This is a genomic window from Pseudomonas sp. 910_21 (assembly GCF_052850735.1).
Map to the genome: position 1 here is coordinate 99,896 of NZ_VXCY01000009.1, position 24,053 is coordinate 123,948.

The window sequence follows — 24,053 nt, forward strand, 5'->3', positions numbered from 1 at the left end:
AAAGAGGTGGTTATGAACACGACTTCGGTCACTGTTGTGATAGACGACGCGCCCCAGCCGGCGCGTGCCGGCTCCACCCACGCCGACATCGGCACCTTGCTCGACCATGGCCCCTTCACCGGCATGCAGAAACTGGTGGTGCTCTTGGCGGCGCTGTCCATCGTCATGGACGGCTTCGACGGCCAACTGATCGGTTTTGCCATTCCGCTGATGATCAAGGAGTGGGGCATCACCCGTGAGGCGTTTGCTCCGGCGGTGGCGGCCGGGCTGATCGGCATGGGCATCGGCAGTGCCTGCGCCGGTTTGTTTGCCGACCGGTTCGGCCGACGCATGGCGATCATTACCAGTGTCTTTGTGTTCGGTGTGGCCACTTGCGCCATTGGCCTGGCACCCAATGCGCTGGCGGTGGCGGTCTTGCGCTTCATCGCCGGCCTGGGCATCGGTGGCGCGCTGCCCAGCGCGACCACGGTGACGGCCGAATTCACCCCGGCGCGGCGGCGCACCCTGGCGGTGACTGCCACCATTGTCTGCGTGCCCCTGGGCGGGATGCTGGCGGGATTGTTCGCTTCCCATGTGTTGCCGCTGTACGGCTGGCGCACCCTGTTTTTCATCGGTGGCAGCCTGCCCATCGTCCTGGGCTTTGCCTTGCTGGCGACGCTGCCGGAGTCGCCGCGCTTTTTGGCGCGCCGGCCCCAGCGCTGGAACGAGCTGAGTACCTTGCTCGGGCGCATGGGTCGGCCGATGGCAGCGGGGGTGGTCTACACCGATGCCCTGGAGCAGAAGAGCGAGAAGCAGGGCGGTTTCCGCACCTTGTTCGCCCGTGGCTATGGACGCGACACCCTGGCCCTCTGGGTGGCCTTCTTCATGTGCCTGACTGCGGTCTATAGCGCCTTCAGCTGGCTGCCGACCATGCTCCTGTCCGAAGGTCTGGAGCTGTCGGTGGCCGGGTCCGGGTTGACCGCCTACAACCTCGGCGGGGTCATCGGCGCGCTGGTCTGTGCGGTGGCCATCACCCGCTGGGGCTCGTTCTGGCCGTTGCTGATCTGCTGTGCCGGTGGCGCGGCCAGCGCCTTTGCCTTGCAGGGGGTGGATATCCATCAGGACACCGGCTTGCTGATCTTCGGCTTCGGCGTGCACGGCCTATTCGTCAACGCGGTGCAGTCCACCATGTACGCGCTGTGCGCCTTTATCTACCCCACCGGCGTGCGCGCCACTGGCACCGCCTCGGCCCTGGCCTTCGGACGCCTGGGGGCGATCCTTAGTGCCTTCGCCGGGGCCTTGGTGATCACCCGGGGTGGGGCCGAGGGCTACCTGACGCTGCTGGGCGCGGTGATGCTCATGGCGCTGATCGCGCTGCTGATCGTGCGCCGGCACATCCCCCGGCGCCTGCCGGGCCAGTCATGAACGCCGTCCTTGAAACGCTCATTCAATCAGGAGGTTCGATGAACATCACCATTCTCGGTGCGGGTGCCATGGGTTCGCTGTTTGGCGGCCTGCTGGCGGAAAGCGGGCAGCAGGTGACGCTGCTGGACATCAATGACGCGCATCTGGCAGCCATCCACCGTGACGGCCTGCTGCTGGCCACCGACCACGGCGAGCGGCGCATCAGGGGCTTGAACGCCTGCCGCCCGGAACAGGCCAGCGGGCACCCGGACCTGCTGCTGGTCTTCACCAAGACCCTGCACACCGACAGCGCCTTGCGCAGCGTTGCCGGGCATATTGCCGGGCACACCCGGGTGCTGACCCTGCAGAACGGCCTGGGCAACGCCGAAGCCTTGTCGCGGCATGTGGCCCCGCAGCAGGTGCTGATCGGCATGACCAATTGGCCCGCCGACATGCTTGGGCCGGGGCAGGTGCATTCCCATGGCCAGGGCATGGTCCGGGTGCTGGCCCTCGACGAGGGTGAGCGCCAGGCCAGCGCTGAAGTGGCGGCGGTACTGGACGCGGCCGGGCTCAATTGTTCGGTGGACCCCGAGGTCTGGACGTCGATCTGGGAGAAGGTTGCCTTCAATGCGGCGCTGAACAGCCTGTGCGCGGCCACTGGCTGCACGGTGGGCCAGCTGGCCGCGGCGCCGGAAGGCGTGGCGCTGGCCCGGGCCATCGTCATGGAGGTGGTGGCCGTGGCCGGCTCCCAGGGGATAGTGCTGGATGCCCAGCGCTGCCTGGACAGCGTGGCTTTTGCCATGGACCACCACCGAACCCACAAGCCCTCGATGCTGCAGGACGTGTTGGCCGGGCGGCCCACGGAAATCGGCGCGATCAACGGCCAGGTAGTGGCCCGGGCGCGAGAGGCGGGGGTGGCGGTGCCCCACACCGAAACCCTGCTCGGCCTGCTGCGGCTGATCGAACAACGCGCCATCTTGTAGGAGCCGGCTTGCTGGCGAAGAGGGCCTTGAGTCTTGTGTTGTTCTGGTGGGTATCTTCGCTGGCAAGCCAGCGCCTACACCGGCGGTTTATGGGCGACACATCGGTTTATGAATGCTGTTCCATGAGGAGATTTTTCATGAGTGAATCCAACGCGGTCTATCGCGATCTGCATCTGCAACCCATCGCCGGGCAGTGGCGCCCCGGAGCCGCCGGCAAGACCCTGGCGGTGACCAATCCGTTCGATGGTGCGCTGTTGCTGGAAGTGGCCCAGGCCAACCGTAGCGACCTGGATGTGGCCTATGCCAAGGCCGCCCAGGTGCAGCCGGAATGGGCGGCCCTGGGCCCGTCGCAGCGCGCGGCAGTGTTGCACCGGGCGGTGGCGATCTTCGACCGGCGCCAGGAGGAAATCGTCAATTGGATCATCCGCGAATCCGGCAGCACGCGGATCAAGGCCCTGGCCGAATGGGGCGCGGCGCGGGCCATTACCCTGGAGTCGGCGTCGTTCCCGGCACGAGTGCATGGGCGGATTGTCGAGTCCGATGTGCCGGGCAAGGAAAGCCGGGTCTACCGCAGTGCCCTGGGGGTGGTGGGGGTGATCAGCCCGTGGAACTTTCCGCTGCACCTGACCCAGCGTTCCATCGCCCCGGCCCTGGCCCTGGGCAACGCGGTGGTGGTCAAGCCGGCCAGCGATACCCCGGTGTGCGGTGGCCTGCTGCTGGCCAGGATCTTCGAGGAGGCGGGGCTGCCCGCCGGGGTGTTCAGTGTGGTGGTGGGGGCCGGCAGCGAGATTGGCGATGCTTTTGTCGAGCACCCGGTGCCGGCGCTGATCACCTTCACCGGCTCGACCCCGGTGGGGCGCGGCATCGGTCGCATCGCCAGTGGTGGCGAGCATCTCAAGCACGTGGCCCTGGAGCTGGGGGGCAACAGCCCGTTCGTGGTGCTCGACGATGCCGACCTGGAGCAAGCGGTGAACGCCGCGGTGTTCGGCAAGTTCCTGCACCAGGGGCAGATCTGCATGGCGATCAACCGGATCATCGTCGATGAACGGCTCTACGACGCCTTTGCCCAGCGCTTCGTGGCCCGGGTCAAGCAGCTCAAGGTGGGGGATCCGCAATCGCTGGAGACCGTGATCGGCCCGGTGATCAACGCCCGCCAGTTGCAGGGCTTGCAGGACAAGATCGCCCTGGCCCGCGAGCAGGGCGCCGAGCCGCTGTACGAGGGCGGGGTGAACGGCAATCTGCTGGCACCCCATGTCTACGGCGAGGTGCGGGCCGACATGGACCTGGCACGCAATGAAATCTTCGGCCCGCTGGTGGGGCTGCTGCGCGCCCGGGACGAAGCTCACGCTCTGGAGCTGGCCAATGCCAGCGAGTTCGGCCTGTCCAGCGCGGTGTTCACCCGCAGCCTGGAGCGCGGGGTGAACTTCGCCCGCCAGGTGCGCGCGGGCATGACCCACATCAACGATGTGCCGGTGAACGATGAGGCCAACGCGCCGTTCGGTGGCGAGAAGAACTCCGGGCTGGGGCGCTTCAACGGCGACTGGGCGATCGACGAGTTCACCCGCGACCACTGGATTAGCGTGCAGCACCGGCCACGTCAGTATCCCTTCTGACGGGCTGACCTGAACAACCCCCGGCCGCCCAGGCCGGGCACTTGCGCATCCGTGAACGGACGGGCCGCTACCGGCCTGTCGGGGCACGGCTGCGCTTATGAAAAACGGAGAACAATAATAATGAACACCCGTCATCCGATGCTCTGCCGTTCCCTGGTTGGGGCTTGTCTGTCAGCGGGCCTGTGCGCCCCTTCCTGGGCTGGCGACGACAGCGGTTTCTTCGAGGGAAGCAAGACCGACCTGCTGCTGCGCAACTACTACTTCAACCGGGATTTTCGCGACCACGACGCGCCCAAGGGGCAGATCGAGGAGTGGGCCCAGGGCTTCATCCTCAAGTTCAGTTCCGGCTACACCCCGGGCACCGTGGGTGTTGGCCTGGATGCCATCGGCCTGTTCGGCCTCAAGCTCGACAGCAGCCGCCGGGTCAGCGGCTCGGAGTTGCTGCCGGTGCACGACGATGGTCGCGCGGCGGACAATTTCGGCCGGGCCGGGGCGGCGTTGAAGGCGCGGATTTCCGCCACCGAATTCAAGCTCGGCGAGCTGCTGCCGGACGTGCCGCTGCTGCGCTATGACGATGGCCGCCTGCTGCCGCAGACCTTTCGCGGGGCCATGCTGGTGTCCCGCGAGATCGACGGCCTGGGCCTGCAGGCCGGGCAGTACCGGGCCGTGAGCCTGCGCAACTCATCGGACATGCAGGACCTTTCGGCCTGGGCCGCGCCGGGGGTGAAGTCCGATGGTTTCAACTACGCCGGCGCCGAATACCGCTTCAACCAGCAGCGCACCCTGCTCGGCGCCTGGCATTCGCAACTGCAGGACATCTACCGCCAGAGCTATTTCAACTTGCAGCACAAACAGCCGGTGGGCGACTGGGTGCTGGGGAGCAACCTGGGCTACTTCATCGACCGCGACGATGGCAGCGCGCGCATCGGCCGGGTCGACAGCCACACCGCCTATGGCCTGTTTTCCGCCGCGCGGGCCGGGCACACGCTGTACCTGGGGTTGCAGAAGGTCAGCGGTGACAGCCCCTGGATGTCGGTCTACGGCAGCAGCGGCCGGACCCTGGGCAACGACATGTTCAACGGCAACTTCAGCAACGCCGGCGAGCGCTCCTGGCAGCTGCGCTACGACTATGACTTCGCCGCTTCCGGGGTTCCCGGGCTGCTGGCCATGGTGCGTTACGGGCGTGGCGACAACGCCACCACCAAGGTCGGCAAGGACGGCCATGAGTGGGAGCGCGATACCGAGATCAGCTACACCCTGCAAAGCGGCACCCTGAAGAACCTCAGCCTGCGGCTGAACAACGCTACCAACCGGCGCAGCTTTAACAGCGACTTCGACCAGACCCGGCTGATCGTCAGCTACCCGTTGTCGCTGTGAATAGCCTGTAGCCGCTGCCGCAGGCGGCGATTGCAAGGGCGCGGGAGGTCTTGCGGTAGATCGCCAGGCAAGGCCCTGTGGGCCTGTGCGCCGCCTCGCCGTGGCCCGGCGGCGGCGCCAGGCTACGCCTGGATACGCGTTGCGGCGGGCCTTGCGTTACTATGGCCGCCCACCTTTTTTCAGGAAGCTGCCCGGATGAGCAAACCCGGTCAAACGGTGCTGGTCGCGCTGCGCAAGATGATCGCCTCGGGCGAGCTGGCGGCAGGCGAGCGCTTGATGGAAGTGCCTACCGCCGAGCGCTTCGGGGTGTCGCGCATGCCGGTGCGCATGGCCTTTCGCACCCTGGAGCAGGAAGGCCTGCTGGTGCGTTTCGGCGGCCGCGGTTTTCAGGTGCGTTCGGTCAGCGCCCAGGACATTGCCGGTGCGGTGGAGGTGCGCGGGGTGCTGGAAGGCCTAGCGGCGCGCCAGACCGCCGAACGGGGGCTGTCGGCCGAGGGCCGGGCGATTCTCGAACGTTGCCTGGTCGAGGGCGATGCGCTGTTCGACAAGGGCTATGTCAACGAGGAAGACCTGGAGGTCTATCACGACCTCAACATGCGTTTTCACCAGGTGATCGTGGCGGGCAGCGGCAACCCGGCGATCGCCGATGCCCTGGCGCGCAACGACCACCTGCCGTTTGCCTCGGTTACCGCCCTGGCGGTGGACCGCCAGGACATGGCCCGGGAATACCGGCGCTTCAACTACGCCCACATGCAGCATCATTCGGTGTTCGACGCCCTGGTCAACGGCCAGGGCGCACGGGCCGAAGCGTTGATGCGCGAGCATGCCAACGCCACCTTGCGTTACGCCGAGATCTTCGGTTCGGCGCTGGCCGACGAGCGCATGAAGTTGATCCTGCCCTCGCCGTGAGGCGTTAGAGATCCAGCACCAGCAACGGGGTCTTGGCGCGGGAACAGCAGGGCGTGAACTGATCGTTGCACGCCTGTTCTTCCTCGGTGAGGAACAGGTCGCGGTGCTCCGGCACCCCCTCCAGCACCCGGGTCAGACAGGTGCCGCAGATCCCTTGTTCGCAGGAAATCGCCACCTCGATGCCCTGGTCCTGCAGCACCTGGACCACGCTGCGATCGGCCGGCACCTGGAACACCTGCCCGCTGCTGGCCAGCTTGACTGCGAAGCTGCCATCGGAGCTGTGGTCCACGGGCGCGGCGCTGAAGTACTCGCGGTGCAGGCATTGTTCCTTCCAGCCCAGGGCCCTGGCGCTGTCCAGCACGTGCTGCATGTACCCGCTGGGGCCGCAGACATACAGGTGCAGATCATCCTGCGGCGCGCCCAGGGCGTGCGCGATATCCAGGGCAGTCTCGGGCTGTTCGTCGAAATGCAGGCTGACCCGCTCGGCGAAAGGCGATTGCCGCAGGCGCGGGACAAAGGCCGCGCGCTCGGCCGAACGGGCGCAGTAGTGCAGCTGGAAATCCGCGCCGCTGTGGGCCAGGTGCTCGGCCATGCTGAGGATCGGGGTAATGCCGATGCCGCCAGCGAACAGCAGGCTGCGCCGCGCGCCGGGGGCCAGGGCGAACAGGTTGCGTGGCTGGCTGATGCGCAGGCGCGCGCCCACCTCCAACTGTTGGTGCAGGCTGCTTGAGCCGCCTCGCGAGGCGGGGTCCTTGAGTACTCCGATCACGTAGCGGTGGCGTTCTTCGGGGTGGTTGCACAGTGAATATTGGCGCACCAGGCCGTTGGCCAGATGCACGTCGATATGGGCGCCGGCGCTGAAGGCGGGCAGGGGGCTTGCGTCGGCCGCGGCCAGTTCGAAGCTGCAGATGTCCAGGGCTTCGCTGTGGCGCGCGACCACCAGTACGTCGATCATTGTCGGTCCTCGCCAGTGGCCGCATCCGGGCCGGCTGGCTGTCGGGGGCGGAGAGGGACTTATCGGCTTGCCGCGATCAGTGCTTCCCGGGGCTCGCGCTCCTGGGCGATCAGGCGTTCCAGTACCCGTCGCGACTGCACGCCGCCGGCGTCGATGTTCAATTTGAGCAGGCTGCGCTGGGGCTGGGCGAGCAGGTTCTGCTGCTGGCGTTCGAGCATCTCCAGGTCTTCGCTGAAGATCTTGCCCTGGCCTTCGCGGATGCTGGCGGTGAGGGCCTGGTCCTGCGGGTTGAAGTTGCGCGCCATACCCCAGAAGTACCAGATCGAGGTGTCGCTTTCGGGGGTGATGAAGTCCACCACGATGCTCGACGCCTTGAATGCCGCGGGGGCGTCGTAACCGCCGTGGCCGGCGTGGGCCACGCCGACTTCGATCAGCACATGGCTGGGCGGGCTGAAGCGGCAGATCTGCCAGCGGTCCACCGGCACGTCGTCGGCCAGCTGGTTGCCGCGCAAGGCCATGCGCCAGAACGGCGGCGGCATGACGTTGTGCATATGGCGGGCGGTGACCACCTGATCGCCGTCCACTGTGGTCTGTGGCGGCGCCTCGTCGATCTCCTTCTGGCCGATGCTGGAGGCGTGGACATAGGTTTCGTGGGTCAGGTCCATCAGGTTGTCGATCATCAGCCGGTAGTCGCACTGGATGTGGAACAGCCCGCCGCCGTAGGCCCACTGTTCGTTGTCGGCCCATTCCAGGTGATGGATCAGCGCGGGATCGGCCAGGCTCTGGTCGCCGGGCCAGACCCAGATGAAACCGTAGCGCTCGACCGCGGCGAAGGTCTTGTTGCAAGGGAAGCCGCGTACCCGCTGACCGGGCATTTCCACGGTCTTGCCGTCGCAGCCCATCACCAGGCCGTGGTAGCCGCACACCAGGTTGCCATTCTCGACATAACCCAACGACAGCGGGGCGCCGCGATGGGGGCAGAAATCCTCGACGGCGGCCACCCGGCCTTCATGGGCGCGGTAGAACACCATTCGTTCGCCGCAGATCTGCCGGCCCAGGGGCTTGCCCTGCAATTCATCGGGGGTGCAGGCAACGTACCAGGCATTTTTTGGGTACATGACGTCTCTCCAGGCGTTTGTTGTTTTTATTTAATGGATCCATTAAAGGGTTCGCGCTCTAGGAGTGTCAAACGAATGCACGGATATTTTGTTCGATAATCGGTTGCTCTTGAGGTTTTAGGGGGCTATGGATCCATTGAGCGATTTTTATGGATCCATTGAGCGCGTGTCAGGACACCGTCTGCGCCAGGGCGGGGCGTGGTTGCGGGGCTAGGCCAGGAGGGCGCAGCGCCAGGGGCTGGAATCTGGCGGCTGCGGTGGCGGGGGTGGGTTTGTGCGGCAATCAGCGCCGTTGCAGGCTGTCCTGCAGGCGCTGGATGCCTTCTTCAAGCATGGCCCGCGGGCAGCCGAAGTTCAGTCGCACGAATTGCCCGCAGTCGTCGCCGAACTCCAGCCCGGCGCTGAGGCCGACCTTGGCCTCCTTGAGGAAGAAGGCGTAGGGGTCGGCAAGGCCCAGGGCGCTGCAATCGAGCCAGGCCAGATAAGTGCCCTGGGGCGCGTGCATGCTAATGCCCGGCAAGCGGGTCTGCACCGCGTGCAGCAGGTAGTCACGGTTGGCTTGCAGGTAGCCGAGCAGTGCCTGCAGCCAGGGGCCGCCGTGGGTCAGGGCGGCGTGGGTCGCTTCCAGGCCCAGGGGGCTGACGCTGTCCACCATGCCGGCGCGGGCATTGTTGAAGGCCAGGCGGGTGGCCGGGTCCTGGACGATGGCGAAGCAGGTCTTCATCCCGGCGATGTTGTAGGCCTTGCTCGCTGACATCAGGGTGATGGTGCGCCGGGCGATCTCCGGGCTCAGGGATGCGGTGGGAATATGCCGGCGCCCGTCGAAGCACAGCTCGGCATGGATTTCGTCAGAAATGATCAGTGCGCCTTGATCCAGACAGGCGTCGGCCACGGCTTGCAGTTCTTCCCGGGGGAAGACCTTGCCCAAGGGATTGTGAGGGTTGCTCAGGAGCAGGGCGCCAGCACCTTGCAAGGCCTGACGCAGCGCGTCCATGGGGGTGACATAGGTGCCTTGCTCGGTGAGCTGGAACGGGAGTTCGACCTTGTCCAGGCGCCAGTTGTCCGGGGCCATGCGCAGCGGGCGGTAGTTGGGGGTCTGTACCAGCACTTTTTGCCCGGGCTGGACGAAGGCGTGCAGGGCCATGTTGAACCCGGGCTCGACCCCGGGCAGGAAGATCAACTCGTCGGGCTGCACACGCCAGGCGTACTTGTTCCAGAGGTCGGCGACCACGGCTTCGCGCAGTTCATCCCGGGCCACGCTGTAGCCCAGCAGCGGGTGCTCGAGGCGTTGGTGCAAGGCCTGGAGAATGCCATCCGCCACGGCAAAGTCCATGTCCGCCACCCACATGGGCAGGACGTCCTCGGGGTAGCGGCTCCACTTGGTGCTGCCGGTGCCTTGGCGGGGATGCAGGGTATCGAAATCGAAGCTCATGAACGGGTCTCGTCGAATCGCATGGGGAGGGTGGAAGGGATTCTAGCCTTCCCTGAGGGTGGCCGGCAGGGTGTGTTGGGCCAGGCCCGGGGCAAAGGCACTGGCAGGTTCAAGGGGAGTGAAGTGGATGGTGGCGAATATGGTTTGTGTACAGAGTGAAGTATTGAAATTGAAACAGGTGTTTATTCAATGTCGAGTGTTCTCTGGTTATCTTTTATAGAGTTTATGTCAAGCGACTTCTTGTGAGTTGTTTGTCATTGTTTGTTGCTGGAATTTTTAAGAATTGTCTTAGTTTGTCTTTTTTAGTCGGTGTTATATGGTGTGGCGGTTATTGGACTTGTTCAAAGTTTCAACGTGAGTGGGTATATCAATAATCGAACCGGCAAGGAGCAGGGCAATGACGGTTGAAAGTGGACTTCGCTATCGTGATTATTCGGTCCCCTATCTAGTGGATGAAACCCTTCGGGAAGGTATTGAACGTACGGCCTTTCCCATTTCTGTGGACGCCAAGGTGGCGATTCTCAAATCCATGGCGGCAGCAGGATTGAGAGATTTCGTGGTGGGCTGCGGGCCTGAAGAGCCGCTGGTCTGGGACCGTCTGCACCAGGCCCGGGAAGCCCATGAACTGCCCGCCGATACCCGGGCCACCTTCATCATTCTGCTCAACTGCTGGGAAACCGCTTTCGCCTATTTCCAGTCCCGCCAGCAACATCGCCAGTGGATCGCCGACACGGTGTTCAGTTTCGGCATGATCACCTACAGGCAGGGTGAGCGGGAGTTCGAGCGGGCCATCGAGGCGTTCCGCAGCATCGGCGCCGTCAGGTTCAAGGCCAGTGTGCTCAACAATTTTCGCAAGGGTGTGTCTGACCAGCGCTATGGGGAAATCTGCCGGCAGATCGACTGGGCGGCCAGCCTCGGGGTGGAGGTCATCAGGATCAACGATTCGGTGGGCTCGCTGCAGCCCCATGTGACCCAGTGGCTGTGCTCGAAGCTGGTGCAGGATTACCCCCATCTGGTGTTTTGCCTGCATGCCCATAACGACAACGGACTGGCCCTTGCCAATACCATGCAAGCCATTCATTCGGGCTTTCAGATGGTTGAAGGGGCGTTGGCCGGTTTTGGCAATAGATCGGGTATTGCGCCCCTGGAACAAGTGGTCAAGTTGTGCAAGGTCAATAATATAAACTTGGGTTCCTGTGAACTTGATCTGGATAAGTTGATCAACGCAGCTCATCAATGTGAAGACACCTTCTTGCAATTGCCCAGTGTTTATCGGCCGGTGAGCGGCAAGTTTGAAACACTCTCTAACTACGGCGTCCTGAATATTCCGGACTTTCTTGAAACCAATGATGAGAAGGGGTACTTCGTCAACTATGTCGGCCTGCATCCGCAGACCATTCGCCAGGCCCTGACTCATTATTCAACGGCAGGACTGGATGTGGCCGCGATTGCCGATGCAGACCTGTGGCCCATAGTGGACAGCCTGAAAGTGGAGATGCAGGCCTCCATGAAGGATATCGAGTCCCACTATCGCCGGGTCATGGGCGGGGTGATGGATTTCTACCGCGCCTCGACTTACACCCCCCGGCAACTGGCGTTGTATGCCGAACGGCGGATTGTTCGGGGGCATGCCGCTCATGGATAAGGTCTTTACGGTGGTGATGCCGCTGTTTGCCATGATCTTCGCCGGCTACTGGATAGTGCGGATCGGGGTCATCGGCAAGGAAACGGTAAAGGGCCTCGTGGGGGTCGTGTTCTGGCTGTTCCTGCCATGCTTCATTTTCATCAAGACCCTGGGCACCCGGGATCACGGCGAGCTGGACTGGGGGCTGCTCAGCGCCTACTACCTGGCTTGCCTGGTGACCTTCATCATCGCCGCGGTGGGCGGTCGGCTGATCTGGGGCGGTAATGGGCGCGTAGCCGGCCTGCGTGGGCTGTCGTCCATATCGGGAGTGGTGGGGTACATGGGCTTGCCCTTGATGGTCATGGCCTTTGGCGATGAGGCGGCCTTGCCGACGTTGATGATCACCATGGCCGACAACCTGATGATCCTGGCGGGTGGGGCATTGATCATGGAGCTCACTGCGCAGCAGGAGGTACAGGCCAAGCCGGACCTGGCCCGGGTGCTGCTCACCACGACCCGCTCCATTGTCAGCAACCCACTGATCCTGGCGGTGTTGCTGGCGGTGCTGTTCATTGCGCTGCAATGGCAGTTGCCCGGTCCGCTGCAGATCTTCGCCACGCAGATGACCAATGCTACCGGCCCCTTGGCCCTGGTGGCCCTGGGCGCTGCCTTTGCCGTGCACAGGAATCAGAACCTGATCAAGGGCGACGCCCTCGCTTTGGCTCTGTTGAAGGTGGTGGTGCTGCCGGTGCTGGTGTTCGTTTCCGCCAGGTATGTATTTGGCCTCAGCGACTTCCTGGTCAAGATTGCGGTGATCATGGCGGCGCTGCCGGTGGCGGTTAACGTTTTCATCCTGGCGTCGCGCTACAAGACCTATGAGACGGAGGTCTCCAGCAGCATGCTGCTCTCCGCGGTGATGGGCATCGGAGTGATCTCGGGGTTGCTGGTCGTGCTGGACTGATGCTCAAGCCTGCCGGTTGATGACCGGCCTCAGCACCCTGCAAGCGTCATGCGCTTGCGGGGTGTTTTGTTTGCCTGTCCCGCGGCGTTCGCCGCGGGGCTGATACCCCTGGGAGAACCTGCAACAGTTGCCCGCAAAGCAGCTTTTCCCTTGCCTGTGCCTCACAAAAACCTCGTTTCGCAACGTTCCGGGTTATGGAAACAATGACCCCCTGCATACGCCTGCCCGACTGCCACGGGCGCATCCGGCGATGCACTGCCGATCGATTTGTTCTTCCTACAAAAACAACAGGGAGCAAGCGATGAACCGCCATTCGAGCAAGACCGCGTCCGCTCACCCCGGACCGGTTGCAAACACTCCAAACGAACGGGGCCACAGAGCCCGCAACGGTGAGGATCCGGCCACGTGGCCTGTGCTGCGAGGCGCCTTACACCGCTGACCAAGACTCGTAGTGCCTGGTGCAGTACCGCCCGTGAATACGGTCGCTTCCAGGCTCCTGCTGTGCGGGTTCGTGCGGGCGAGCCGGCTTTCTTGAGGATGGGTTTCATGTCCAACACCTTGCGTTGCGGCGTTGCATTGTCGTGGGTGCTGCTGTGCACCGGGGCTTCGGCTCAACCACAGAACCTCACCGTCATTTCCTTTGGCGGAGCGACCAAACAGGCCCAGGAAAAAGCCTATTTCCAACCCTTCAACCAGAGCGGCGCCGCCCGAGTGGTGGCGGGTGAGTACAACGGTGAACTGTCGAAGATCAAGGCCATGGTCGATGTCGGCAAGACCAGCTGGGATGTGGTCGAAGTGGAGAGCCCGGAGCTGTTGCGCGGCTGTGACGAGGGCTTGTTCGAACCTTTGGACCTGGCCCGCTTCGGTGATCCGGCGCAGTTCGTTCCGGGCACCCTGAGCGAGTGCGGCGTGGCCACTTACGTCTGGTCGATGGTCATGGCCTTCGCCCCGCAGAAGCTGGCCAAGGCTCCCGAATCCTGGGCCGACTTCTGGAACCTCAAGGATTTCCCCGGCAAGCGCGGTTTGCGCAAGAGTGCCAAGTACACCCTGGAAATCGCCCTGCTGGCGGACGGTGTGGCGCCGGCCCAGTTGTATCAGGTGCTCAACACCCCGCAAGGCGTGACCCGAGCCTTCGCCAAGCTTGATCAGATCAAACCCTACATCCAGTGGTGGGAAGCCGGGGCTCAGCCTGCGCAATGGCTGGTGGCCGGTGATGTGGTCATGAGCGCGGCCTACAACGGACGCATTGCCATGGCCCAGAAAGAGGGCATGCAGTTGAGTATCCTCTGGCCCCAGAGCCTGTACGACCCGGAGTACTGGGCGGTGGTCAAAGGCTCGCCGAACAAGGTCCTGGCCGAGGATTTCATTCTCTTCGCCAGCCAGCCCCAGGCGCAGAAGGTGTTCTCGGAGAACATCCCCTATGGACCGGTGCACCGTCAGGCACTGCCCCTGTTGCCTGAGGCGGTGCAGCAGCAACTGCCGACCTACGAGGCCAACCTGCAAGGCGCGCGGGCGGTGGATGCTGGGTTCTGGGTCGATCATGGCGAGGAGCTGGAGCAACGCTTCAACGCCTGGGCGGCCCGTTGAGAGGCTACTGATGCGCTGAGGAAAAAGGGCCTGCACACGTTGTGCAGGCCCTTTTTTGTGGCAGCGTTCAAAGCGGGTTCTGCAATTGCTTCTCCGCCTGATGCACCGCGTCGCGGCATACCTGTCGTAGCCAGTTACAGAGGGTTTGCGCAGCGGGCGACGAACTGTGCTGATGCAGCGCGTAGTGATAGGCCGGTTGGCAGCGCACCCGTCCCAGAGGTAGCAGGCGACCGTCTGCCAGCCACGAGTGGGCCAGGGAAGGACGAGCCAGCACCACGCCCTGGGCGTTGGCGGCAGCCTCCAGCATCATTCCCAGATCCAGCAGGGCCGGGCCATGGTCAGGTTCCGGCAGGCTCAGGCGTGCTTCCAGCAACCACGGGCGCCAAGGCTCCAGGGGCGAGCGCAGCAGCGGCAGGCGGCTGAAGTCCCGTGGCAGGTGCAGATAGCCGAAGCGTGCCAACAGGGCCGGTGCCGCCATGGGTTGCAGCAGTTCATTGAGCAGACGCTGTTGGGGCGCCACATGGGCGCTGTCACCACAGATATTGATGTCCTGACCTGTGCGCCGGGTCAGCGGTGCACAGAGCTGGATCTGCAAATCGATATCTGGATGAGCCAGGCTGTGCTCCGCCAGGCGCGGCACCAGGATCTGTCGGGCGAAGGTGGGCGGGCAGTTGAGTGTCAGCCGTTGCTTGCGCTGGGCCTGACGGCGGTGCAAGGGCACAGCCAGTAGTTGCGTGAGTATCGGGGTGATCTGATCCAGATAAATTTGGCCTTCGACGGTCAATGCCAGGGGCCCGCCTTGGCGATCGAACAACTGCAGTCCCAGTAACTGCTCGAGGGTGAAGATACGTTTGCGCAAAGCGCTGTTGGTCAGCGACAGGGACTTCGCGGCCCGGTCAATGCTCATCATCTGTGCCGCGACGGCAAAGGCCAGCAGGGCATCGAGGCTGGGCAGGCGATAGTCGTTGATCCGGTGCAGGGCGGTTTTGGCCAGTGCCTGCTCAAAGGGTGACCGGGAGCGTAGGTTGCTGTTCATCCATGACCTCGATCTTGAGAAATCTGACGGTGCCAGAGGAGACTTACGCTGTCAGATTGGAAAAAACCTCCCTGGAACACTGCCTTTTATTCCACCTCAATGGTTACGACGGCTGACTAGGCTTGCCGTTTTGGCCTGGAAAAAAAGGAAGATTCTCCATGTTCAAGACTTACATCTGGGCGACCACGCTGGTTTACGACCCCAAGGCCCTGCCATGGGCCCCCACCCACTGGGCCGATTTCTGGGACCTGGCGGCGTTTCCGGGACGCCGTGGGTTGCACCACAGTGCCCGATTGTCCTTGGAGCTCGCGCTGCTGGCGGACGGCGTGAAGGTGTCGCAGGTATATCCCGCCCTGCGAAAAAGCAGTGGCGTTGATAGGGCGTTTCACAAATTGGAGCAGATCAAGTCCCACATTCAGTGGTGGGACGCGGGAGCCGAACCGCTGCAATGGCTGGTTTCGGGAGAGGTGAGCATGTCGTCGGTCTACACCGCGCGATCCATCGATATGCGCCCGCAGGAAGCGGACTTTCCGCTGCAGTGGCGCGGGCGTCTTTACGACATGGACAGTTGGGGAGTGGTCAGGGGCGGACGAGACAAGGCCGCAGCGCAAACCTGCATTGCCTTTGCCAGTGTGTCCCAGCAGCAGGAGCTGTTTGCCTGGATCATTCATGGCTGCCCCAGCCATGCACAGGCACTACGGGTTGATCACGGCTTCTGGCGTGATCACGGAGAGGCCCTGGAGGAGCGCTTCAAACACTGGGCGGCGGCGAGCTGAACGCACCAGCCGGCTCAATGGGCCGGGGCTTTAATGGCGTTGGGTCAGCCAGTCGATAAACAGCGAAAACAACTCCGCCTGGGAACTGATGGCCAGCTTGGTGTAGAGATTCTTGCGATGCATGCGCACGGTTTCCGGAGAAATTTCCAACACCTTGGCCGTGGATTTCACCGAGTGACCGCGCAGGATCAAGTGGGCGATCTCCCGTTCGCGTACGGTCAGCAGCGGAGTGCCGAAGCTCATGAAGGCGGCTTCGATCTGTTGGTTGAGGTTGGCCGGTGCCTGGGCCGGCAGCGAGCCCTGAGTGGCGTGCCGGACCAGTTGCTGCAAGCCGCCGGCACTGCCGAAGCGGCGGATCAGTTCACGTACCAGCGGTTCCACCGCCCGCAGTAGCGCCAAGGGTTCGCTGGCGAAGCGCGCGCCACTCAAACCCTGGAACATGCACAGGGAAATCTTGCTGTGCGGGTCGAGGTCGACGATGTAGTAGCTGTCTTCGGCGCCCCCGGTCTTGAGGTAGTAGGTCTTGTAGTACTCGCTGGCGAAGAAGTTGTCCGGGGCGATTTCCGAGAGGTGGTAGAAGCCCTCTGCCAAGCCGTTTTCCACCGCCAGGCAAAAGGGGTCGAGCAGGTAGCCGCGGGAGAAATAGCGGTTGATGATCTCGTCGCGGTACTCGCCGACTATGCCTTGCTCATGCAGTAGCTGTGGTGGCAAGCCTTTGCGTTCCAGGCTGATCATCATGGATTCGATGGGGGTCAGGGCATTCAGCGCTGCCGCCAGATGGCTGAGGAAGGCCTCATCGTCCACGCTGTCGAATGCCTTGGCCAAGCCGGCATGCCAGGCCTGCAGGGCATGGAGGGAGAGAGGGGCGTCGGGGGTATTGGCAGGTGCGCTCATGCCCGGCAGTTTAACTGCCGGGCGCAGGCCGGGTAAGACCCCGATTCGCAGTGCTGCCGGTGCCTGTTGTCGATTCATCAACCCAGGTACTGGCCGTCACGGCGCAGCTCGGCTGCAGCCTCGAGGATGCATTCGCGCAAGGTCTCGACAATCTCGTCGATCTGCGCGCGGGTAATGATCAACGGTGGCGACATGACGTTGAGATGGCCGATGGGGCGTACCAGCAAACCCTTGGCCTGGGCTCGCAGGTGGATGCGTTCGGCAATGTTCAGGGCCTCCGGCAACAGGCTCTTGCTGTGCTTGTCGGCGACGAATTCGACGCAGGCCATCAGCCGCTTGCAGCGCACATTGCCGACCAGGGGCAGTTGCGCCAGGCTCTGCAGGCGTTGCTCCATGTAGGCCCCCACATCCTCGACATGGGCCAGCAGGTTTTCCCGCTCGATGATCTCGATGTTCTTCAGCGCTGCGACGCAACTGACCGGGTGTCCGCTGTAGGTGAAACCGTGGGTGAAGCAACGGCCCTTGCCCGGCTCGCCTATCACCTGCCAGATGCGCTCGGAGAAAATGCATGCCCCCAGGGGCAGGTAGCCCGAGGTCAGGCCCTTGGCGGTGGTGATGATGTCCGGCTGCATGTTGAATACGTCCTGCGAGGCGAAAAAGGTTCCCAGGCGACCGAACGAGGTCACCACCTCATCGGCGACATACAGCAGGTCGTAGCGCTGGCAGATTTCCCACATGCGCCGGTGATAGCCCTCGGGAGGAATGATCACTCCGCCGGAACCCATGATGGGTTCGGCGAAGAAGGCCGCCACCTTGTCCGGGCCGATAGTGAGGATCTTGTCTTCGAACTCGGCCACCAGAAAGTCGAGGAAATCCGCCTCGCTCATGCCTGCCGGGGCACGGTAGTAGTTGGGGCAGGAGATGTGGTGAAACAGGTCGCTCATGAAGTCGAACTCGGGAGCTCGGTCGGCGGCCTTGTTACCGATGGACATGGTCAGGAAGGTGGAACCGTGGTACGCGTTGATCCGCGAAATCACATGCTTCTTCTCATGCTTGCCACGACTGTTCTGATAGAACTGCACCAGGCGGTAGGCGGTGTCTACTGCAGTGGAGCCGCCAGTGGTGAGAAACACGTGGTTCAGGTCCCCCGGCGCCAGGCTGGCGAGCTTTTCACAGAGCTGGATGGCGCTGACGTTGGCCATGTCGCAGAACGGATTGGAATAGGCCAACTGCCGTACCTGATCGGCGATCGCTTCGGCCATTTCCTCGCGGCCCAGGCCGATGTTGGTGCACCACATGCCGCCGACCGCATCCAGGTAGCGCCGGCCGGCAGTGTCATAGATATAGGCACCATCACCGGCGGCGATGTTCAGCGAGCCCTGCTCGCGGTGCTCGTCGAACATATGGAAGCCGTGCATGTAATGGGCCTTGTCGGCGGCCACCAGTTGAGGGTCATCGAACTGTTGAAAAAAGGCTTCGGGTTGGATAGCCATGGGCTTCACCTCGGGTCGAATCATTGGACGCAATGTCTATGGAATGGGTAGGAATGGATCACTTGCCGATCTTCACCATGTTCCAGGTGCGGGTGATCAGGCGGGTGCTGGCGGGAGACTGGATCTTCTGGGTGAACAGCCGCTCACGGGTCTGGGCATCGGGGTAGATCGCCGGGTTGTCACGCACCTCGGCGGTGAGTAGCGGGGTGGCCTTGAGGTTGGCATTGGCGTAGCGGATGTAGTCGCTGACTTCGGCCATCACCTGCGGCTGCAACAGGTACTCGATAAAGGCATGGGCATTGGCCACGTTCGGCGCATCGGCGGGAATGTAGAAATCGTCGAACCAGATCAGCGAGCCTTCCCTGGGAATGAAATAGTCGAGCCTGACCGGTGCCCCCGCTTCATTGGCCCGGGCCTGGGCGGTGGCGTAATCGCCGGACCAGGTCGCACTCAGGCACAGGTCGCCATTGGCCAGGCCATTGAGGTAACTGGTGGAGTCGAACTTGCGGATATAGGGCCGTACGGCCATCAAGGCATCCTGCGCGGCCTTGAGGTCTGCGGGCTCGGCGCTGTTGGGGTTGCGCCCCAGCCAGGCCAGCACCAGCGGCAGAATATCCGTGGGCGAGTCCTGCAGCGTCACCCCGCAATCAGCGAAGCGCGACACCACCTTGGGATCGAACAGCATCGCCAGAGAACCGATGGGCGCGTCCGGCATCCGCTCGCGGATCTTGTCGACGTTGTAGGTCACCCCGTTGCTGCCCCAGGTATAGGGCGCCGAGTACTGCACCCCAGCGTCGTAGTTCTCCAGGCTTGTCAGCACCTGGGGGTCGAGATTCTGCCAACTGGGCAACAACTGCTTGTTCAGCGGCTGGAACACCCGCGCCTTGATCAAGGGCGGCACCAGCGCCGCATTGAGTACCACCAGATCGTAGCCGGAGCGTCCGGGCAGCAGCTTGCCCTGGACGGTTTCATAGGAATCGAAGGTGTCGTAGATCACCTTGATGCCGCTGGCTTTCTCGAAGCCGGCGAGGGTGTTCTCGCCGATATAGTCCGACCAGTTGTACAGCCGCAGCGTCTTGCTTGCAGGCTCCTCGGCCTGCACCCAGGCCGCCGCCACCGTCAGAACCACGCCAAATACCGCAGGGAATGCTGTACGCATGCTGGAATTCCGCCTTGAACCTGATGGGAGGAGCCCGGGTCGAGCCGTTGGCGCTACTGTCCGCGAGCCGCCGCACACACGCCATAACCCGATCGGGTAGGTGAGCGAGGAACAGGCAAGGGCGAGCTATCGGACTTGATTTATGCAATCATCCAGCCCCGCCGGCGACTTCGAGCCGTATTTGCCCGCCCGGAAACCTGTAGAAACAGCCCGGCAGAAAAAATATCGAATAGGAGTTGCCAGGAATGGAAAACATGTCCATAATTGCGACCATTCCTCAGCGAGGAAACGGAAAAACTCTTTAGAAATCAAAGAGTTGCGAGATGAGGTTGATCTCGAAAGCCGTTCCAGTTTGTACGTGTGCAGTGTTGTTTTTCAGGCATTGGACATTTGGGGCCGAGTAGCAAAATGGTTATGCAGCGGATTGCAAATCCGCCTACGCCGGTTCGATTCCGACCTCGGCCTCCACCCTTGAAAACCCCGTAGATTAACGTCTACGGGGTTTTTTATTGCCTGGGATTTGGGTAATCACTTCCGCAATTTTTTGGATCGCTTCCGCAAGTGGCCGGTTTTTAGCGTTGAGCTGAGATAGCTTTCTTTCAATTGAGTGAGGGCTCATGGTGGAGAATGGCTAATGTATTCGCCGTTTTTGAGTTCCGGCCGGGTACTAATCTAACGCTGGCAAGCTGGGGGCTCGCCTCGTGCATGATCAGCGGGACTATGCAAAAATCGATGTCCCTCTCGCTTATGAAAGGAGGCGCGGTAGTCGAGTTCCACCTCTGCTGCTCTGGCTCAAAGGATGGCTTTCTGCTAGCGTTCAGTAAGTACCTTGCTTAACAGCACACATTGACGTTTTTTATTTTTTTGAGCTTTTGTCCATTTATATGACCCATAAGAAAGTATGCGCAATTGACCTGTTTTGTGGAGCAGGCGGCCTCACCACTGGATTAAAGGCAGCTGGATTCTCGGTACTTGCAGGTTTTGAACTTAATGAAACTGCGGCAGCCACGTACAAGCTGAATCATAAAAAAACTAGACTGTTTATTGGTGATCTTTCAAAAATAGACCCTAAAGAAGTTATGGATAGTTTGGGTTTGAAGAAGGGAGAGCTAGACCTTCTTGCAGGCTGCCCTCCATGTCAAGGTTTCTCTACCCACAAAACACGCAATAGATCCAGCTCTGTAGACGACATACGAAACGATTTGGTTTTCGAGGTTTTACGTTACATAAAAGTTTTTCTGCCAAAAACCATTATGTTGGAAAATGTTCCAGGTCTTGCTAAAGATCAACGTATGTCAAAACTTAAAGCAGAGCTTAAAAAGCTTGGCTATATAATAGATGATAATACTGTGAAAGTTTTGGACGCTGCTGACTTTGGCGTGCCGCAACGTCGAAAGCGTATGATTCTACAGGCTTCACTTTTCGGCATCATTAATGAGCCAGAAAAAATAATAGTTAAAGCAACGGTGAAACAAACAATTGGCGCATTGCCTTTGCCTGGTTTTTCAGGAGACGAGCTTCACGATCTACCTGTTTATAGAAGCAAAAAAGTTTCAACGATAATCGAAAATGTTCCCATCGATGGTGGCTCAAGGAGTGACCTCCCACTTGAGCTTTGGTTGCCATGTCATATTAAGCGACCTGGCTCTTACAAGGATGTCTATGGGCGGATGTCTTGGAATGATGTAGCACCAACAATCACTGGTGGCTGCACCAACCCTTCTAAAGGACGATTTATTCACCCGGATCAGAACCGATCAATCACACTTCGGGAAGCCGCTTTGCTTCAAACTTTTCCCGAAAATTATAAGTTTTCGCTGAAGCGAGGAAAAGATTACGCCGCGCTAATGATAGGGAATGCTCTTCCGCCTTTGTTGATTAAGGCTCATGCGAAAAAATATATACAGCATCTAAGGTCGGTTGAAACAGGGAGTGTAGAATGACCAAGCGCTTTGTAATGAAATTTGACCCCAAGACTATCGAGCACTTGGGCGTTCGAATGTACTCTACTCTTCCTCCAGCTCTTGCGGAGTTGATTTCTAACGCCTATGACGCAGATGCATCTGAAGTAAAAATAAGCCTCGCGGAGACTGCGTCAGGGCCATCCTCTATTAGTGTTACCGACGACGGGGAGGGGATGAACGCCCTCGACATTCAGGAAAAATTTCTGGTCATTGGCAGAAATCGTCGACAGAAGGAAGGTGATGAGCCGACTAAAAAATTCAAGCGGCTCGCCACTGGTAAAAAAGGTCTGGGAAAGCTTGCACTTTTTGGACTATCAAAACACATTACTATCGATACGGTTAAGGATGGACTGCGGAACAGGTTTAGCTTGGATTGGGATACGCTTATGACGTCTGAGGGTGAATACTCACCCACTCGTGAAATTAACAACCAAAAAACCACTCGTCCGTCTGGTACCACAATTAAGCTTGCGAAACTAAAGCGCCAATCGAGTTTCGATGTTGAAGCGCTGGCTGATAGCCTGTCTAAGATATTTATCTCCGATACCACCTTTAGTATTATCTTAAAAAAGGGCGAAGAGCGTGCTATTGTCAACGAGCAGCGGAGGTATAAAAACTTTAATAAAGAGTTTGAGTGGGGGTTGGAAGATTACATACAAGATGATTCTCAGTATGCGGGTGTAGTTGGAAAGCTATTTACTGCTGAGACTCCAATTCGCCCAAACTCTGGGTTGCGTGGCATATCTATTTTTTCACGCGGGAAACTTGTGAATGCCCCCGAGTTTTTTTCAAGCAGTACGTCTAGTCACTTTTACCAGTATCTCACTGGTTGGATTCGCGCTGATTTCATTGATGAGCTCGATGAGGACGTTATCTCGACGAATCGCCAATCCATAAATTGGGATAATCTTGAGATGGCAGAGTTTCGCGGGTTTCTTTCCGAAACTATTGCAAAAGTTAATAATAGTTGGCGTGAAAAAAGAAGAGCAAAGAAGGGTGTCACGATAAAAGAGGCTACTGGTATTGACACTGAGAAGTGGATGTCTACTATGCCCCAAAATGTCAGGGAACAAACCTCCATAATTCTTGATACCCTGAACAATGATGAATCTATAACGAAGTATGTTCCTATTGTTGAAGCGCTACATGAGCTAGTACCTGAATACCCACAACTGCATTGGCGGCACCTGCATTCGGTGCTTAGAGATCGTGTTCGTAGCTATTATGAAAATCAACAATATGGTGAAGCGGCTGATCAAGGGGTTAAAATCTACTTTGAAACAATTAGGAATATCTCTGGCCTTAAGCTCGATGGCGCAGACTTAATAGGTAAAGCCTTTGGTACGCGACCTCCCGCAATTCAAGTGGCGGATATAAATACCGATTCTGGAGAAAATATTCAGAAAGGGCAGGATCAGTTATCAAGAGGGCTCTTCATGGGGTTCAGAAATCCGTTGAACCACTCCCCCATAGACACTCTCGTCCCCAATACATTTTCAGAGATAGACTGCCTAGATATCTTGAGCCTAACCTCGTATTTGGTTACTCGGATAGAGGCGGTAAAGGAGTCGACTGAAGAGGATTGAGCAATCCAAACTTTGGTCGCGTCCAGAATATCCTGCTTTTAATCGCCCCTAGTTTGAATCGCTCCCTGCTTCGCGCACCCGCTCCGAGCGACCTCTGATTGCCGAATGCTACCAACTATGATCTTGGTGGCATTTGGTTATTTTGTAGGTTTAACAATCTCACCAACACGCCGATAGACCTTCTTGGTCATCTCCTCGGTTGAGTGCCCGAGGAGCCGACTTGCATGCGTTAACTCAATTTCACTGGCCGCCTTCGGCCGTATGTCCTTGAACTGAAACTGCCGAATGCTGACCGCCAGTGCCGGATCGCCATCGGCCGCAGCCTTGATGGCAGCCTTCTCCCGCGCATCGTCCCAGCGGTTGCGCAGCATCTGCTGGCTCATTCGTAGCCCTGAGGCGTTGGTGATTAGCGTCGATGTCCTGATGCTGTTGATTCTCCTGCGTTCCTGTAGGTCTTCGATAAAGGCACTCAAGCCGGACTGTACGCCTTCCTCCTCCAGGCGCAGGCGTAGGCGCTTTTCGGTTTTGCCCTGGCCAATCAGCAAGAACCCATTGTTCAGGTCGGTGGCGGCGATCTTGAGCACGTCCGCGGGGCGTTGTCCGGTCAGATAGGCCAGGTCCATCGCGTCCTTGAGTTCCTGCACTGCCTCGGCGTAGACCGCATTCCATACGGTCTCGCCGGCGTAGTAGTCCCTGGGCTTTTCCTTGTTGCGGCGGACGCCGAAGCACGGGTTGGCTTTGTCGGTCAGGCCCCACTCTCGGGCAATGGTGAATGCGTGAGAGAGCAGGGCGATTTCTCGATTGGCCCGGACCTTGGCGGTTCTGGCATCGCGGTATTGGGCGATCACCTGAGGGGTGATCGATTCGATAGGCGCGCTTTCAAAGGCCCTCCTGAGTTGCTTGAGTTCCTTGCGGTTGTCCGACTGGGTGCGGATCGATTTGCCGGGGATGATCTCTTTTTCGTACCGGTCGAATACGTAGCTCATCAGGTGGTTGGGCTTGGGTGGCGCTCTGCGCTCCAGCCTGGCCCATTCCACCTTGGCCTGATCGAGGTCGGTGCCCAATGGGATTTCCTTGCGCTTGCCGGCGGCGTCCCTTCCGTCGTAGTAGTACGCCGTCCAGATCTGGCCGTTCTTGCCCTTTCTGATACGGCGCACCATGCGCGGCGGTAGGTCGCGGTTGGCTGTGGTTCTCTTGCGCACG

At 60.5% G+C, this 24,053-nt stretch carries 19 protein-coding genes and 1 tRNA gene; 12 read left to right on the forward strand and 8 right to left on the reverse strand.

All coding sequences use genetic code 11. The annotated features are described in order from the left end of the window. The first annotated feature begins 12 nt into the window (after positions 1 to 12). From FW796_RS25395 to FW796_RS25415, 5 genes are all read left to right on the forward strand, one after another. Positions 13 to 1,404: an MFS transporter gene (locus tag FW796_RS25395; protein WP_346635528.1), complete on the forward strand. Its 1,392-nt coding sequence runs from the start codon at positions 13 to 15 to the stop codon at positions 1,402 to 1,404. A gap of 38 nt (positions 1,405 to 1,442) precedes the next feature. Continuing rightward, positions 1,443 to 2,366 carry a ketopantoate reductase family protein gene (locus tag FW796_RS25400; protein ID WP_346635527.1) on the forward strand — a complete coding sequence of 308 codons (924 nt, stop codon included), beginning with the start codon at positions 1,443 to 1,445 and terminating at the stop codon, positions 2,364 to 2,366. Positions 2,367 to 2,503: 137 nt separating this feature from the next. Further along, positions 2,504 to 3,979 carry an aldehyde dehydrogenase family protein gene (locus tag FW796_RS25405; RefSeq protein WP_446440252.1) on the forward strand — a complete coding sequence of 492 codons (1,476 nt, stop codon included), beginning with the start codon at positions 2,504 to 2,506 and terminating at the stop codon, positions 3,977 to 3,979. A gap of 120 nt (positions 3,980 to 4,099) precedes the next feature. Next, positions 4,100 to 5,356 (forward strand): OprD family porin, encoded by a 1,257-nt coding sequence (locus FW796_RS25410; protein WP_446440253.1) that lies wholly within the window; start codon positions 4,100 to 4,102, stop codon positions 5,354 to 5,356. A gap of 195 nt (positions 5,357 to 5,551) precedes the next feature. Then, the gene (locus FW796_RS25415; RefSeq protein WP_346635524.1) at positions 5,552 to 6,265 is read left to right on the forward strand and encodes a GntR family transcriptional regulator; all 714 of its coding nucleotides are present in this window, start codon (positions 5,552 to 5,554) and stop codon (positions 6,263 to 6,265) included. Between the two features lie 4 nt (positions 6,266 to 6,269). Here the strand turns inward: FW796_RS25415 and FW796_RS25420 are convergent, their stop codons facing one another. From FW796_RS25420 to FW796_RS25430, 3 genes are all read right to left on the reverse strand, one after another. Beyond that, complete coding sequence (locus FW796_RS25420) at positions 6,270 to 7,220, reverse strand: PDR/VanB family oxidoreductase (RefSeq protein WP_346635523.1); 951 nt, start codon at positions 7,218 to 7,220, stop codon at positions 6,270 to 6,272. A 59-nt stretch (positions 7,221 to 7,279) separates the two neighbouring features. Next, positions 7,280 to 8,338 carry a Rieske 2Fe-2S domain-containing protein gene (locus FW796_RS25425; RefSeq protein ID WP_446440254.1) on the reverse strand — a complete coding sequence of 353 codons (1,059 nt, stop codon included), beginning with the start codon at positions 8,336 to 8,338 and terminating at the stop codon, positions 7,280 to 7,282. A 283-nt stretch (positions 8,339 to 8,621) separates the two neighbouring features. Beyond that, positions 8,622 to 9,770 carry a MalY/PatB family protein gene (locus tag FW796_RS25430; RefSeq protein ID WP_446440255.1) on the reverse strand — a complete coding sequence of 383 codons (1,149 nt, stop codon included), beginning with the start codon at positions 9,768 to 9,770 and terminating at the stop codon, positions 8,622 to 8,624. Positions 9,771 to 10,167: 397 nt separating this feature from the next. On the opposite strand from FW796_RS25430, the gene FW796_RS25435 reads away from it, so the two are divergent. The 3 genes from FW796_RS25435 (at position 10,168) to FW796_RS25445 (ending at position 13,942) form a co-directional block, all read left to right on the forward strand. Beyond that, a complete protein-coding gene (locus FW796_RS25435; RefSeq protein WP_446440256.1) occupies positions 10,168 to 11,415 on the forward strand; it encodes a pyruvate carboxyltransferase in 1,248 nt (415 codons plus the stop codon). After that, the gene (locus FW796_RS25440; RefSeq protein ID WP_446440257.1) at positions 11,408 to 12,355 is read left to right on the forward strand and encodes an AEC family transporter; all 948 of its coding nucleotides are present in this window, start codon (positions 11,408 to 11,410) and stop codon (positions 12,353 to 12,355) included. Before FW796_RS25435 ends, FW796_RS25440 begins: the two co-directional genes overlap by 8 nt. A gap of 546 nt (positions 12,356 to 12,901) precedes the next feature. Then, positions 12,902 to 13,942: an ABC transporter substrate-binding protein gene (locus FW796_RS25445; protein WP_346635518.1), complete on the forward strand. Its 1,041-nt coding sequence runs from the start codon at positions 12,902 to 12,904 to the stop codon at positions 13,940 to 13,942. Positions 13,943 to 14,009: 67 nt separating this feature from the next. Here FW796_RS25445 and FW796_RS25450 read toward each other — a convergent pair whose 3' ends face one another. Next, a complete protein-coding gene (locus tag FW796_RS25450) occupies positions 14,010 to 14,978 on the reverse strand; it encodes a LysR substrate-binding domain-containing protein (protein ID WP_346635517.1) in 969 nt (322 codons plus the stop codon). A 158-nt stretch (positions 14,979 to 15,136) separates the two neighbouring features. On the opposite strand from FW796_RS25450, the gene FW796_RS25455 reads away from it, so the two are divergent. Continuing rightward, positions 15,137 to 15,754, forward strand: a complete 618-nt coding sequence (locus FW796_RS25455) for an extracellular solute-binding protein (protein WP_446440258.1) — start codon at positions 15,137 to 15,139, stop codon at positions 15,752 to 15,754. A gap of 30 nt (positions 15,755 to 15,784) precedes the next feature. Here the strand turns inward: FW796_RS25455 and FW796_RS25460 are convergent, their stop codons facing one another. From FW796_RS25460 to FW796_RS25470, 3 genes are all read right to left on the reverse strand, one after another. Then, entirely contained in the window at positions 15,785 to 16,648 is an 864-nt protein-coding gene (locus tag FW796_RS25460) for a helix-turn-helix transcriptional regulator (protein ID WP_446440259.1), read from the reverse strand. A 77-nt stretch (positions 16,649 to 16,725) separates the two neighbouring features. Beyond that, entirely contained in the window at positions 16,726 to 18,141 is a 1,416-nt protein-coding gene (locus FW796_RS25465; protein WP_446440260.1) for an aminotransferase, read from the reverse strand. Positions 18,142 to 18,199: 58 nt separating this feature from the next. Further along, positions 18,200 to 19,300 (reverse strand): polyamine ABC transporter substrate-binding protein, encoded by a 1,101-nt coding sequence (locus FW796_RS25470; protein WP_346635513.1) that lies wholly within the window; start codon positions 19,298 to 19,300, stop codon positions 18,200 to 18,202. A 394-nt stretch (positions 19,301 to 19,694) separates the two neighbouring features. Between FW796_RS25470 and FW796_RS25475 the strand changes: the two genes are divergently transcribed. From FW796_RS25475 to FW796_RS25485, 3 genes are all read left to right on the forward strand, one after another. Continuing rightward, positions 19,695 to 19,768, forward strand: a tRNA-Cys gene (locus tag FW796_RS25475). Between the two features lie 416 nt (positions 19,769 to 20,184). Beyond that, positions 20,185 to 21,243 carry a DNA cytosine methyltransferase gene (locus FW796_RS25480; RefSeq protein ID WP_410918847.1) on the forward strand — a complete coding sequence of 353 codons (1,059 nt, stop codon included), beginning with the start codon at positions 20,185 to 20,187 and terminating at the stop codon, positions 21,241 to 21,243. Then, positions 21,240 to 22,850, forward strand: a complete 1,611-nt coding sequence (locus FW796_RS25485) for a TIGR02391 family protein (protein ID WP_410918848.1) — start codon at positions 21,240 to 21,242, stop codon at positions 22,848 to 22,850. The genes FW796_RS25480 and FW796_RS25485 overlap by 4 nt, the downstream gene beginning before the upstream one ends. A 137-nt stretch (positions 22,851 to 22,987) precedes the next feature. Here FW796_RS25485 and FW796_RS25490 read toward each other — a convergent pair whose 3' ends face one another. Continuing rightward, a complete protein-coding gene (locus tag FW796_RS25490) occupies positions 22,988 to 24,052 on the reverse strand; it encodes a tyrosine-type recombinase/integrase (protein WP_410918849.1) in 1,065 nt (354 codons plus the stop codon). Position 24,053 lies beyond the last annotated feature (1 nt).

Coding starts and splice junctions, on each gene's coding strand:
- FW796_RS25395 (WP_346635528.1), top strand. CDS start 13: ATGAACACGACTTCGGTCACTGTTGTGATAGACGACGCGCCCCAGCCG.
- FW796_RS25400 (WP_346635527.1), top strand. CDS start 1,443: ATGAACATCACCATTCTCGGTGCGGGTGCCATGGGTTCGCTGTTTGGC.
- FW796_RS25405 (WP_446440252.1), top strand. CDS start 2,504: ATGAGTGAATCCAACGCGGTCTATCGCGATCTGCATCTGCAACCCATC.
- FW796_RS25410 (WP_446440253.1), top strand. CDS start 4,100: ATGAACACCCGTCATCCGATGCTCTGCCGTTCCCTGGTTGGGGCTTGT.
- FW796_RS25415 (WP_346635524.1), top strand. CDS start 5,552: ATGAGCAAACCCGGTCAAACGGTGCTGGTCGCGCTGCGCAAGATGATC.
- FW796_RS25420 (WP_346635523.1), bottom strand. CDS start 7,220: ATGATCGACGTACTGGTGGTCGCGCGCCACAGCGAAGCCCTGGACATC.
- FW796_RS25425 (WP_446440254.1), bottom strand. CDS start 8,338: ATGTACCCAAAAAATGCCTGGTACGTTGCCTGCACCCCCGATGAATTG.
- FW796_RS25430 (WP_446440255.1), bottom strand. CDS start 9,770: ATGAGCTTCGATTTCGATACCCTGCATCCCCGCCAAGGCACCGGCAGC.
- FW796_RS25435 (WP_446440256.1), top strand. CDS start 10,168: ATGACGGTTGAAAGTGGACTTCGCTATCGTGATTATTCGGTCCCCTAT.
- FW796_RS25440 (WP_446440257.1), top strand. CDS start 11,408: ATGGATAAGGTCTTTACGGTGGTGATGCCGCTGTTTGCCATGATCTTC.
- FW796_RS25445 (WP_346635518.1), top strand. CDS start 12,902: ATGTCCAACACCTTGCGTTGCGGCGTTGCATTGTCGTGGGTGCTGCTG.
- FW796_RS25450 (WP_346635517.1), bottom strand. CDS start 14,978: ATGAACAGCAACCTACGCTCCCGGTCACCCTTTGAGCAGGCACTGGCC.
- FW796_RS25455 (WP_446440258.1), top strand. CDS start 15,137: ATGTTCAAGACTTACATCTGGGCGACCACGCTGGTTTACGACCCCAAG.
- FW796_RS25460 (WP_446440259.1), bottom strand. CDS start 16,648: ATGAGCGCACCTGCCAATACCCCCGACGCCCCTCTCTCCCTCCATGCC.
- FW796_RS25465 (WP_446440260.1), bottom strand. CDS start 18,141: ATGGCTATCCAACCCGAAGCCTTTTTTCAACAGTTCGATGACCCTCAA.
- FW796_RS25470 (WP_346635513.1), bottom strand. CDS start 19,300: ATGCGTACAGCATTCCCTGCGGTATTTGGCGTGGTTCTGACGGTGGCG.
- FW796_RS25480 (WP_410918847.1), top strand. CDS start 20,185: ATGACCCATAAGAAAGTATGCGCAATTGACCTGTTTTGTGGAGCAGGC.
- FW796_RS25485 (WP_410918848.1), top strand. CDS start 21,240: ATGACCAAGCGCTTTGTAATGAAATTTGACCCCAAGACTATCGAGCAC.